Origin of the sequence: Yersinia intermedia, assembly GCF_900635455.1 — a bacterium.
Classification (GTDB): Bacteria; Pseudomonadota; Gammaproteobacteria; order Enterobacterales; family Enterobacteriaceae; genus Yersinia; species Yersinia intermedia.
The window spans coordinates 4203163-4215901 of record NZ_LR134116.1 but is presented as its reverse complement, the minus strand read 5'-3'; the positions used below and the strand labels follow the sequence as shown (position 1 = coordinate 4215901).

Below are 12739 nucleotides of genomic sequence, written 5' to 3'. Positions count from 1 at the left end.
TTTTTTTTACGCAGTTTATTTTCGAGCCGATAGGTTCTTAGTTAAAAACAACAAGCAAATAAGGAAAATATAGAATGGCTAAGGGGCAATCTTTGCAAGATCCGTTCCTGAACGCATTGCGTCGTGAACGGGTTCCGGTTTCTATTTATTTAGTGAATGGCATTAAACTGCAGGGCCAAGTTGAGTCTTTTGATCAGTTTGTCATTCTGTTAAAAAACACAGTCAGCCAGATGGTCTATAAACACGCCATCTCTACTGTAGTGCCTTCTCGCCCGGTTTCGCATCACAGCAATACGCCGAGTGGAAGCACCAATAATTATCATGGTAGTAATCCGTCTGCGCCGCAACAACCGCAGCAGGATAGCGATGACGCTGAATAAAGCGCATTGCTGGTCGACCATGACGGGGAACATAAACAACGGATTCGGGTTTATGTTCTCCGCACTAGCGGTTTTAATCCGTTTGAGAGGTTGCACGTTTGTTTGACCGCTATGAAGCCGGTGAGCAGGCCGTACTGGTTCATATCTATTTCTCGCAAGACAAAAACTCAGAGGACCTGCGTGAGTTCGAAGCGCTAGTATCTTCTGCGGGCGTAGAGGCTTTGCAAATTGTGACGGGTAGTCGCAAAGCACCACACCCTAAGTATTTTGTCGGTGAAGGAAAGGCCGAAGAAATTGCTGACGCGGTGAAAGCCAGTGGCGCGTCTGTCGTCTTGTTTGATCATGCCCTTTCCGCAGCGCAAGAGCGAAATCTTGAGCGTTTGTGTGAGTGTCGGGTCATTGATCGTACTGGGCTAATCTTAGATATTTTTGCCCAACGGGCCCGTACCCATGAAGGTAAATTACAGGTCGAATTAGCGCAATTACGCCATATTGCGACCCGTTTGGTACGTGGCTGGACGCATCTTGAGCGTCAAAAGGGGGGAATTGGCCTAAGAGGGCCAGGTGAAACCCAGTTGGAGACCGACCGCCGTTTGTTACGCGACCGTATCAGCTTGATTTTGAGCCGTTTGGAGCGGGTAGCAAAGCAGCGTGAGCAAGGGCGGCGTGCGCGTACCCGTGCTGAAATTCCGACAGTATCTTTGGTGGGATATACCAATGCCGGTAAGTCCAGCCTGTTTAACAAAATTACGGCAGCCGATGTGTATGCGGCTGACAAATTATTTGCCACGCTGGACCCTACTTTACGCCGTATTAGTGTGGCTGATGTGGGCGATACAGTGTTGGCGGATACGGTAGGTTTTATCCGGCATTTGCCGCATGATTTGGTCGCTGCTTTTAAAGCGACATTACAAGAAACACGGCAAGCCTCATTACTGTTACACATTATTGATGCAGCAGACCCTCGGGTAACTGAGAATATAGCCGCAGTCAATTCTGTTTTGGCAGAAATAGAGGCGGATGAAATACCTACATTATTAGTAATGAATAAAATTGATTTGTTGGATGATTTTGTTCCGCGAATTGATCGCAACGAAGACAATCTGCCAGTCAGAGTTTGGCTTTCAGCCCAAACCGGCGCAGGGATCCCGTTGCTCTTTCAAGCGTTGACGGAACGTCTTTCAGGTGAGATCGCACACTTTGAATTACGTTTGCCGCCTCAGGCAGGTCGTCTACGTAGCCGTTTTTACCAGCTTCAGGCAATTGAAAAAGAGTGGATAGACGAGGACGGGAACGTCGGTATGGTGGTAAGAATGCCTATCGTTGATTGGCGTCGTCTCTGTAAACAAGAGCAAGATTTGGTCAGTTATATTATTAATTAGTCGGCGTGGCTAATTATTTGATTACTTGACCTTTTTTGTGAGATTAAGAGCCAGCTTCTTTGGCATGTGCTCTTGGCCTGAAGAAAACCAATCATAGAAGAATGGAGCTAAAACATGGCGTGGAATCAGCCCGGTAATAACGGACAGGACCGCGATCCGTGGGGGAGCAGCAATAATAATGGCGGCAACTCTGGCGGAAATAACAATAATAAAGGTGGTCGTGACCAAGGGCCGCCTGATCTGGATGATATCTTCCGAAAACTGAGCAAAAAACTGAGTAGCCTCGGTGGTAAAGGTGGTGGCAGCGGCGGCAATGATAACAGTGGTACAACAAAAGGCCCTGGTTTCAGTGGCCGGATTGTGGGTATTGCTGTGGTTGCGGTTGTGGTTATCTGGGCGGCAAGTGGCTTCTATACAATTAAAGAAGCTGAGCGCGGTGTTGTTACTCGCTTGGGTAAATTAAGCCACATTGTGCAGCCTGGTTTGAACTGGAAACCAACCTTTATCGACGAAGTCACTCCGGTTAACGTTGAATCGGTCCGTGAATTAGCCGCATCCGGCGTGATGCTGACCTCTGATGAGAACGTGGTTCGCATCGAAATGAACGTGCAGTACCGCGTGACTGATCCGGCCGCTTATCTGTTTAGCGTGACTAACCCGGATGACAGCTTGCGTCAGGCAACTGACAGCGCAGTGCGTGGTGTTATTGGTAAATACACCATGGACAAGATCCTCACCGAAGGTCGTACTATCGTTCGTAGCGATACTCAACGAGTACTGGAAGAAACTATTCGTCCATACAAGATGGGTATAACGCTGCTGGACGTTAACTTCCAGGCGGCGCGTCCGCCAGAAGAAGTTAAAGCGGCATTTGATGATGCGATTGCTGCCCGTGAAAACGAACAACAGTATATTCGTGAAGCGGAAGCCTACACCAACGAAGTCCAGCCACGAGCAAATGGTCAAGCGCAGCGTCTGTTAGAAGATGCGCGTGCTTACTCCGCTCGGAAAGTGTTGGAAGCGCAGGGTGAGGTTGCTGGGTTTGCCAAGTTGTTGCCTGAGTATAAAGCGGCACCGGAAATTACCCGTGAGCGCCTGTACATCGAAACGATGGAGAAGGTTCTCGGTCATACCCGCAAAGTACTGGCGAGTGACAAAGGTAACAGTCTGATGGTGTTGCCGCTGGACCAAATGCTGCGCGGCCAAGGCACTGATGCAAATAAAGCGGATGGCAACAAAGATACAAGTCTGATTCGTTTGAATCCGCCTTCCTCTGCTAATAGCAGTCAAGAGTCTGGTGCCAGCAACACTAATACCAGCTCAACCAGTGGCTCTATCATGGATCAGCGCCGGGCGAATGCTCAGCGTGATACTTCCACTCGCGTAGGGAGAGAATAACCAATGCGTAAGTCTTTTTTACTTATCGTCGTTGTGGTGTTAATCGCACTCTACGCTTCGCTGTTTGTGGTACAGGAAGGCCAGCGCGGTATCGTGCTGCGCTTTGGTAAGGTATTACGTGATAGTGATAACAAGCCGTTGGTGTATGCGCCAGGCTTGCACTTCAAGATACCGTTTATCGAAACAGTGAAGACGTTGGATGCCCGTATTCAAACCATGGACAACCAGGCCGACCGTTTCGTCACCAACGAGAAGAAAGACCTGATTGTTGACTCCTATTTGAAATGGCGTATCAGCGATTTCAGCCGTTACTATCTGGCCACCGGTGGTGGTGATGTTTCTCAGGCTGAAGTGCTGTTGAAACGTAAGTTTAGTGACCGTTTGCGTTCTGAAATTGGTCGCTTGAACGTGCGTGACATCGTGACTGACTCACGTGGGCGTTTAACTTCAGATGTTCGTGATGCGCTGAACACCGGTAGTGTGGGTGATGAAGCTGTTACTACTGAAGCTGATGATGCAATTGCCTCTGCGGCAGCCCGTGTTGAGCAGGAAACCCGTGGCAAACAGCCTGCGGTTAACCCGAACAGTATGGCGGCGCTGGGGATTGAGGTCGTTGACGTGCGAATCAAGCAGATCAACTTACCGGCTGAGGTTTCTGATGCTATCTTCCAACGTATGCGTGCTGAACGTGAAGCGGTAGCCCGTCGTCATCGTTCACAAGGTCAGGAAGAAGCAGAGAAATTGCGTGCAACGGCTGACTATGAAGTAACACGTACACTGGCAGAAGCAGAACGTCAGGCGCGTATTACTCGTGGTGGCGGTGATGCAGAAGCAGCCCGTCTGTTTGCTGACGCATTCAGTAAAGACCCAGACTTCTATGCCTTCATTCGTAGCTTACGTGCGTATGAAAACAGCTTTAACAGCGGCAATGATGTGATGGTTCTTAGCCCTGATAGCGATTTCTTCCGTTATATGAAGTCGCCGGATAACTCCAGTAAACGTCCATAACGGCTGTCGTTACAGCATGTTTTGATCGTAACAGTAAGGCCCGTTCACGCGGGCCTTTTCCATTTGAGACAAACAATGAATTCAACCATCTTATTAGCATTGGGCTTGGTTTTGGTGCTGGAAGGGCTTGGCCCGATGCTATATCCCAAAGCCTGGCGCAAAATGATTCAGGCCATGACCCAATTACCCGATGCCACTTTGCGCCGTTTTGGTGGTGGATTAGTGGTTGCAGGCGTTGTTATCTACTACATGTTGCGTAGCCGCATGGGTGGCTGAATGTAAGCACAAAAAATGTCCAGTTATGTGCTAAAAAGTACTGAAAGCAGCCGAATGAGATGTTAGAATCCTTTTTTAAGCAACCTGGTGATTTTTGAGATGGGTAAGAACGTCGTCGTACTGGGCACCCAATGGGGTGACGAAGGTAAGGGCAAGGTCGTTGACCTGCTGACTGAACGGGCTAATTATGTTGTGCGCTATCAAGGTGGTCACAACGCTGGCCATACTTTGGTTATCAACGGTGAGAAAACCGTTCTTCATTTAATTCCCTCAGGTATTCTGCGTGAAAACGTAACCAGCATCATCGGCAACGGTGTTGTATTGGCACCTGACGCTTTAATGAAAGAGATGACAGAACTTGAAGCACGCGGTGTGCCTGTACGTGAGCGACTGTTACTCTCCGAAGCATGCCCATTAATCCTGCCTTATCATGTGGCTTTGGATAATGCGCGTGAAAAAGCCCGTGGTGAAAAAGCGATTGGTACTACTGGTCGTGGTATCGGTCCTGCTTATGAAGACAAAGTTGCCCGCCGTGGTCTGCGCGTAGGCGATTTGTTCAACAAAGAAACCTTCGCTATCAAACTGAAAGAAATTGTGGATTACCACAACTTCCAGTTAGTGCATTACTACAAAGCTGATGCAGTTGACTACCAAACAGTGCTGGATGAAGTATTAGCTATTGCTGATATTTTGACCGCCATGGTGGTTGATGTTTCTGACTTGTTGGACAGCGCCCGCAAGCGTGGTGATCTGATCATGTTCGAAGGCGCACAAGGCACCTTGTTGGACATCGACCACGGTACTTATCCGTATGTAACTTCATCTAACACCACTGCGGGTGGCGTAGCCACAGGCTCTGGCTTGGGTCCACGTTATGTTGATTACGTCTTGGGTATCGTTAAAGCTTATTCCACCCGTGTAGGTGCAGGCCCATTCCCTACCGAGTTGAATGATGAAACTGGCGAATTCCTGCGTAAGCAAGGTAACGAATATGGCGCAACAACAGGCCGTAGCCGTCGTACCGGTTGGTTGGATATCGTTGCAGTGCGTCGTGCAGTGCAGATCAACTCCCTGTCTGGTTTCTGTATGACCAAACTGGATGTGTTAGATGGTCTGAAAGAAGTGAAGCTGTGTGTTGGCTACCGTATGCCTGATGGCCGCGAAGTTGATACGACGCCACTGGCTGCTGAAGGCTGGGAAGGTATCGAGCCAATTTACGAAACCATGCCAGGCTGGTCAGAAATCACCTTTGGCGTGAAAGAACACAGCAAGTTGCCACAGGCAGCCCTGAACTACATCAAACGTGTAGAAGAGCTGACCGGTGTTCCGGTTGATATCATCTCTACCGGCCCAGACCGTGACGAAACCATGATCCTGCGCGACCCATTTGACGCATGATCCGTTTGATTTATGATTAAGCGGCTAACCGCCAAATAGTCAGAATTCAGACTTCAATAAACCGGGCTTAGGTCCGGTTTATTGTTTATACCCGTCATACTTCAAGCTGCATGTGCGTTGGCTACGTTCAATCACCCGAATCACTTACTCATGTAAGCTCATCGGGGGTCTCTCTTGCCGCCTTCCTGCAACTCGAATTATTTAGGGTATATACCGGTCATACATTGTTAACTGTAACGCCAGTTACTTTGGGTATAATGAGATGCAGAAGTGACCTCGGATATGCCGTTTTATACCAAAAGTTCCACCCTTCACCTAAATGATTAGCCGCAGGCTTTGTGGCTGGTTTATCATTCAAAGAATATATCCGTCATACTTCAAGTTGCATGTGCGTTTGGCTGCCTTTGTTCACCCTAATCACTTACTGATGTAAGCTCTCTGGGATCCGTGTAGTTGCCGCCTTCCTGTAACGCGAATTATTTAGGGTGTACGTTATGTAAATAGCGCTTAGAATCGCACTTATAACCGATCAAAAAAGTGTTATTTCAGATGGGTTTAAGCCGGGTAAACTGATACTCAGGGGTATACGTGCAGTTAACAAGTTTTACTGATTACGGTTTGCGGGCGCTTACTTATATGGCTTCGCTACCGGAAGGCCAAATGACCAGCATTTCTCAGGTAACTGAGGTCTATGGTGTGTCTCGCAATCATATGGTTAAAATAATCAATCAGTTGAGCCGTGTAGGGCTGGTGACCGCCGTGCGAGGCAAAAATGGTGGCATACGGCTGGGTAAACCGGCTAACCAGATTCGAATTGGTGATGTTGTGCGCCAACTGGAGCCGTTGTCTCTGGTGAATTGCAGTAGTGATTTTTGCCACATAACACCTGCTTGTCGCCTGAAACAAGTACTTAATCAGGCGGTACAGAGTTTCCTTAACGAGCTGGATAACTATACTTTGGCTGACATGGTCAAAGATAATTCCCCGCTCTACAAATTATTACTTGTTGAGTAGGTTTTTGCTTAATCAAAGACATATATACCCAAAGAACTTGGAGTCGCAGGTAGGCAGCCAGTAAACGAATCCCGATGAGCTTACACGGGTAAGTGATTCGGGTGAGAGCGCGCAGCTAACACCCCTGCGGCTTCAAGTACGCAGGGTATAAGACCTGCTGATGGCAACGGAGGAACCGCAATGTCACAAGATCCATTCTTGGAACGAGAAGCAGAGAAGTATGAGTCACCGATCCCTAGCCGGGAATTCATTTTGGCTCATCTCGCGAAGCGCGAAACACCTGCCAGCCGTGAAGAGCTGGCCAATGAACTTAATTTAACCGGTGAAGAGCCTTTAGAGGCCCTGCGCCGCCGCCTGCGCGCCATGGAGCGTGATGGGCAATTGATCTTCACCCGTCGTCAGTGCTACGCCTTGCCGGAGCGCCTTGACTTACTGCGCGGGACTGTTATTGGTCACCGTGATGGTTTTGGCTTTTTACGTGTTGAAGGCAGTAAAGACGACCTGTATCTCTCCGCAGAACAGATGAAAACCGCCATTCATGGTGATGTGGTATTGGCCCAGGCAGTTGGTGCTGACCGCAAAGGTCGCCGTGAAGCGCGTATCGTGCGCGTATTAGTACCAAAAACCAGCCAGATCGTTGGCCGCTACTTTACCGATGCAGGTACTGGTTTTGTGGTACCGGATGATGGTCGATTAAGTTTTGATATTCTGATCCCGCCAGAAGCTATCAACGGTGCGCGGATGGGTTATATGGTGGTGGTCGAGTTGACCCAGCGCCCGACCCGCCGGACTAAAGCCGTGGGTAAGATTGTTGAAGTTCTCGGTGAAAATATGGGCACCAGCATGGCGGTAGATATCGCACTGCGTACCCATGAAATCCCCCATACCTGGCCGCCACAAGTTGAAAAACAAGTGGCAGACCTAAAAGAACAAGTACCGGAAGAGGCGAAGAAAGGGCGGGTGGATTTACGCAATCTGCCATTGGTCACTATTGATGGTGAAGATGCCCGCGACTTCGATGATGCAGTTTACTGCGAGAAGAAACGTGGTGGTGGCTGGCGCTTGTGGGTGGCCATTGCTGATGTTAGCTATTATGTGCGCCCACGCACCGCGCTTGATGATGAAGCTCGCAACCGTGGTAACTCGGTTTACTTCCCATCGCAAGTGGTTCCGATGTTACCGGAAGTGCTATCAAATGGTCTTTGCTCCCTGAATCCGCAGGTAGACCGCCTGTGTATGGTGTGTGAGATGACCATCTCTTCCCAAGGTAAGCTGTCGTCGTATAAGTTCTACGAAGCGGTGATGAGTTCCCACGCTCGTCTGACCTACACCAAAGTGTGGCGGATTATTGATGGTGAAGAGACGCTGCGTGAGCAATATAAGCCGTTGGTACCGCATCTGTTAGAACTGCATACCATGTACAAGGCGCTGGATCAGGCCCGTGCTGAGCGTGGTGGTATCGCGTTCGAAACCGAAGAAGCCAAGTTTATCTTCAACGCGGAACGGCGCATTGAACGTATTGAATCGACGGTGCGTAATGACGCGCATAAGTTGATTGAAGAGTGCATGATTTTGGCGAATATCTCTGCTGCTCGTTTTGTCGAAAAACACAACGAACCCGCATTGTTCCGTGTGCATGACCGCCCAAGTGATGACCATATCTCCGCACTGCGTAGCGTGCTGAATGAGCTGGGCCTGACCTTAGGTGGTGGCTTGAAGCCAGAGCCGAAAGATTACGCCGTACTGATGGATGAAGTTGCTGATCGCCCGGATCATGAGATGCTGCAAACCATGTTGCTGCGCTCAATGAAGCAGGCGATTTACGATCCAGAAAACCGGGGTCACTTTGGTCTGGCGCTGGCCTCTTATGGTCATTTCACCTCACCAATCCGCCGTTATCCTGACTTAGCAATGCACCGCGCTATCAAGTACCAGCTCGCCAAAGAGCAAGGCAATCAGAAAGAGCGTTGGACACCTACCGGTGGCTGGCACAGTGAGTACGAAGATATGCTGCAATTGGGCGAACACTGCTCAATGACTGAACGCCGCGCTGATGAAGCTACCCGTAACGTAGCGGACTGGCTGAAGTGTGATTTTATGCAGGATCAGGTTGGTAAAGTCTTCACGGGGATCATTGCCAGTGTTACCGGTTTTGGTTTCTTCGTGCGTCTGGATGATCTGTTTATTGATGGTTTGGTGCATGTTTCCAGCCTGGATAATGACTATTACCGTTACGACAACATCGGCCAGCGTCTGATCGGTGAATCCTCAGGTCAGGTTTACCGCTTGGGTGATACCGTAGAAATTCGGGTCGAGGCGGTACATATGGATGAGCGAAAAATTGACTTTGCTCTGGTTTCCAGTACCCGTAAGCCGCGTGGTGAGGGTAAAACAGCCCGAGATAAGGCGAAGAAGGCTGATGGGCAGCGCACGATGCGTGATACCTCAACCGGTCGTGGTGGGCGTGGCAGTTCATCTGGTGCTCCGCGCCGTGATGGCGCGCCAGCCGGTGGTGGGCAGCAACGGCCTCGTCGTGCAAAAAAACCAGTGAACTTCGAGCCGGATAGTGCATTCCGCCCAGCGGATGCAGCCGCTAAACTGGACGATAAAGCGCTGGCTGAGAAAAAAGCCAAAGCGAAAGCAAAACGAGCGTCCGCTAAAACCAAAAAAATTGCCGCCGCCACCAAGGCCAAGCGCGCGAAGAAGAAAACCAGCAGCGACCAGTAATGGCCTGCTGATTGTCGGGTGGCTTTGGTCACCCGCATTCGTTTACTTATTAATACTTAATCATTTATAAAAGAGCATCATGAGCGAAATTATTTACGGTATTCACGCCGTCAAAGCCCTGCTAGACAATGATCCGCAACGCTTCCTGGAAGTTTTTATTCTGAAGGGTCGTGACGATCGTCGTCTGCAACCTTTGGTCGCGGAACTGGAAGCTGCCGGTTTAGTGATTCAGGTGGCTAGCCGCCAATGGCTGGACTCCCAGGTTGAAGGCGGTGTCCATCAGGGGATCGTCGCGCGAGTGCGTGAAGGGCGTCAGTATCAGGAAAATGACTTACCTGCCCTGCTGGAAAGCGTGGATATGCCGTTCTTGCTGGTACTGGATGGTGTCACTGACCCGCACAATCTCGGGGCATGCTTGCGTAGCGCCGATGCCGCCGGTGTCCATGCGGTTATTGTGCCACGGGATCGCTCAGCGCAGCTTAATGCTATTGCCAAAAAAGTGGCCAGTGGTGCGGCGGAAAATGTGCCATTGATTAAAGTGACTAATCTGGCGCGCACCCTGCGGTTACTGCAAGAGCACAATGTCTGGATTGTCGGCACTGCCGGTGAAGCAGACCACACCTTGTATCAAAGCAAAATGACCGGCCCGATGGCGCTGGTGATGGGGGCTGAAGGTGAAGGCATGCGCCGTTTGACCCGTGAGCATTGCGATGAACTGATCAGCATTCCGATGGCGGGTACGGTTTCTTCGCTAAACGTCTCGGTTGCCACTGGGGTTTGTTTATTTGAAGTTGTGCGTCAGCGGGCATTGAAAGCGTAATATCTCTTTTGCTATTGAATTCAGAAAGCCAGCATTCACGGATGCTGGCTTTTTTATAGGGATTTTAATTAAATCATCAGTGATATATAGGGCTTTCATCCCCGTTTGTGATGAGCCTGCCAGCAAAAATTTGCGCCTGCACCATACTTAACCCTGATTGATGAATGCCGATGGTACAGTTATATCCAAAGTAACTGAAGTTGCAGGTAGGCGGCAAGTGAACGAGTCCCGATGAACGCACGATGGTAAGTGATTCGGGTGAGCAAGCGTAGCTAACACCCCTGCGGCTTCAGGTACGAAGGATAGAATACCGAAATGGAGGAAGGTATGGAGTGGCAGACTCACTTGGTTTTCAATCAGCCGGAGCCATTGTCGAACAGTAATTTATTTTTGTCTGACATGGCGTTGCGGGAAGCCGTGATGCGTGAACACGCTGGTTGGGATGGAGAGACTCTCTCTTTGATCGGGCTACAATTGGGATCATCGGAGTCTCTTGAACTTGGGCGGCTGGCAAACACCAATCCTCCTGAGTTATTGCGCTATGATGCTGCCGGGCAGCGCTTGGACCAAGTGCGATTTCATCCTGCTTGGTATGTGTTAATGCAGGAGTTGGTCAATCATCGCCTGCATAATCTGCCATGGCAGGAAGATGCACGAATCGGTTCTTTTGCTGCCCGTGCGGCGCGTTTTATCTTACATGCACAGGTAGAGTCCGGGTCGCTATGCCCAATAACCATGACCTTTGGTGCTATCCCACTACTACAGCAAACACTCCCACCACTATTTCAAAACTGGCTATCGCCACTACTTTCTGATCGCTTTGATCCCCATCAGTCCATTGGTAGCCAGAAACGGGGCTTGTTGATAGGAATGGGCATGACAGAAAAACAGGGTGGCTCCGATGTACTCAGTAATACTACCCGGGCTGAGCCGCTGGAGGGGCGGGGCAATGGTGAGGCTTATCGTCTGGTGGGGCACAAGTGGTTTTTCTCGGTACCACAAAGTGATGCACACCTGGTGTTGGCGCAGACCGATGGGGGGTTATCCTGCTTCTTTCTGCCTAAAATATTACCGGATGGCAGCTATAACGCCATTCGATTAGAACGGCTGAAAGATAAACTTGGCAACCGCTCTAATGCCAGCAGTGAAGTTGAGTTTGATAATGCAACTGCTTGGTTATTGGGGGATGAGGGCGACGGTGTGCGCCAAATTTTGAAAATGGGGGGCTATACCCGTTTTGATTGTGCACTCGGTAGCCATGGTCTGATGCGGCGTGCCTTCTCCGTCGCGCTGTATCATGCGTGGCAGCGGCAGGCCTTTGGTAAGCCACTGGTAGACCAACCTTTGATGCGGCAAGTGCTGAGCCGCATGGCATTGCGTCTGGAGGGGCATACGGCACTGCTGATGCGCTTAGCTAGCGCCTGGGAAAAGTCAGATGAGGCTCATGAGCAAATATTTAGCCGTCTACTCACCCCTGCGGCTAAATATCGGGTATGTGGGCAAGGCAGTGGGTTTGTTGCCGAAGCGATGGAGGTGCTGGGTGGGATTGGCTATTGTGAGCAGAGTGAACTGCCACGGCTCTATCGTGAAATGCCGGTAAACAGTATTTGGGAAGGTTCCGGCAATATCATGTGCCTTGATGTGCTGCGCACATTTCGCAAACTACCGGCAGCCATCGAGATGCTACAGCAAGAGTTCTATCCGGTTCGCGGGCAGAATCGATTGTTTGATCGTGCTTGGCGGCAATTACAGCAGCGGCTGAAAAACCCCAAAGAGGAACAAGGGCGGGCATTAACCCAGCAACTGTTCGATCTGTGTTGTGCTTCTCAGTTACTGCGTTTTGCCTCACCCCCACTGGTCGATGCCTGGTGCCGCATGACGTTGGATCACCGTGATCAATATATGCTGCCGGAAGCGGTTTGCGCGCTACTGCTCAGTCGCAGCAGCGGTTTTCAATAGGGAAATCAGCACACCCCGCAGCGCCAATAAATTATTTATATAGCAGCGCATTGGCATACCAGGTGCCGGGATAAATGCTGTCGGACAACATAATAATCAAATAGTAGGGCGCGCCACTGGCATTAGCCCTACGTTGAATTTCGGCTTCTATATCCATCGGGCTACCAAATACCTGCGCTGAGACGGTGCCTACTTTTTGCAAATTAAGGCTCTGGGCGCGGGTAATTTCCTGTGCGTAAGGCTGGATTGCAGGAGGGGGGGCTGGTGTCGTATGAAAAACACTACAACCCGAAAGCCCGAGCGCCAGCAGTAAAACCCCCATCACACGTTTTATCTTCATTTATTGCCTCGTTATCAACGGCGCAGTTACCGTAAAA

At 50.1% G+C, this 12739-nt stretch carries 11 protein-coding genes; 10 read left to right on the top strand and 1 reads right to left on the bottom strand.

Annotation, left to right across the window (positions count from 1 at the left end; all coding sequences use genetic code 11):
* Positions 1 to 74: 74 nt before the first annotated feature.
* The 10 genes from hfq to EL015_RS19220 all read left to right on the top strand — a co-directional run bounded on the left by hfq (position 75) and on the right by EL015_RS19220 (position 12362).
* Positions 75 to 380, top strand: coding sequence for an RNA chaperone Hfq (gene hfq, locus EL015_RS19265; RefSeq protein ID WP_002209151.1), 306 nt, complete (start codon positions 75 to 77; stop codon positions 378 to 380).
* A 98-nt stretch (positions 381 to 478) separates the two neighbouring features.
* Entirely contained in the window at positions 479 to 1762 is a 1284-nt protein-coding gene (gene hflX / locus EL015_RS19260; RefSeq protein WP_005193207.1) for a ribosome rescue GTPase HflX, read from the top strand.
* Positions 1763 to 1876: 114 nt separating this feature from the next.
* Positions 1877 to 3160, top strand: coding sequence for an FtsH protease activity modulator HflK (gene hflK, locus EL015_RS19255; RefSeq protein WP_005193209.1), 1284 nt, complete (start codon positions 1877 to 1879; stop codon positions 3158 to 3160).
* A 3-nt stretch (positions 3161 to 3163) separates the two neighbouring features.
* A complete protein-coding gene (gene hflC, locus EL015_RS19250) occupies positions 3164 to 4168 on the top strand; it encodes a protease modulator HflC (RefSeq protein WP_005193212.1) in 1005 nt (334 codons plus the stop codon).
* 75 nt (positions 4169 to 4243) lie between these two features.
* Positions 4244 to 4444, top strand: a complete 201-nt coding sequence (locus EL015_RS19245) for a DUF2065 family protein (RefSeq protein ID WP_005193214.1) — start codon at positions 4244 to 4246, stop codon at positions 4442 to 4444.
* Between the two features lie 99 nt (positions 4445 to 4543).
* Complete coding sequence (locus EL015_RS19240) at positions 4544 to 5842, top strand: adenylosuccinate synthase (protein WP_032908015.1); 1299 nt, start codon at positions 4544 to 4546, stop codon at positions 5840 to 5842.
* A 588-nt stretch (positions 5843 to 6430) separates the two neighbouring features.
* Positions 6431 to 6856, top strand: a complete 426-nt coding sequence (gene nsrR, locus EL015_RS19235) for a nitric oxide-sensing transcriptional repressor NsrR (protein WP_005193293.1) — start codon at positions 6431 to 6433, stop codon at positions 6854 to 6856.
* A 180-nt stretch (positions 6857 to 7036) separates the two neighbouring features.
* Positions 7037 to 9583 (top strand): ribonuclease R, encoded by a 2547-nt coding sequence (rnr, locus tag EL015_RS19230; RefSeq protein ID WP_032908031.1) that lies wholly within the window; start codon positions 7037 to 7039, stop codon positions 9581 to 9583.
* Positions 9584 to 9662: 79 nt separating this feature from the next.
* Positions 9663 to 10403: a 23S rRNA (guanosine(2251)-2'-O)-methyltransferase RlmB gene (gene rlmB, locus EL015_RS19225; protein WP_005193288.1), complete on the top strand. Its 741-nt coding sequence runs from the start codon at positions 9663 to 9665 to the stop codon at positions 10401 to 10403.
* Positions 10404 to 10718: 315 nt separating this feature from the next.
* Complete coding sequence (locus EL015_RS19220; RefSeq protein WP_005193287.1) at positions 10719 to 12362, top strand: isovaleryl-CoA dehydrogenase; 1644 nt, start codon at positions 10719 to 10721, stop codon at positions 12360 to 12362.
* Positions 12363 to 12393: 31 nt separating this feature from the next.
* Here EL015_RS19220 and bsmA read toward each other — a convergent pair whose 3' ends face one another.
* The gene (gene bsmA / locus EL015_RS19215) at positions 12394 to 12702 is read right to left on the bottom strand and encodes a biofilm peroxide resistance protein BsmA (RefSeq protein WP_005193286.1); all 309 of its coding nucleotides are present in this window, start codon (positions 12700 to 12702) and stop codon (positions 12394 to 12396) included.
* Positions 12703 to 12739: the final 37 nt, after the last annotated feature.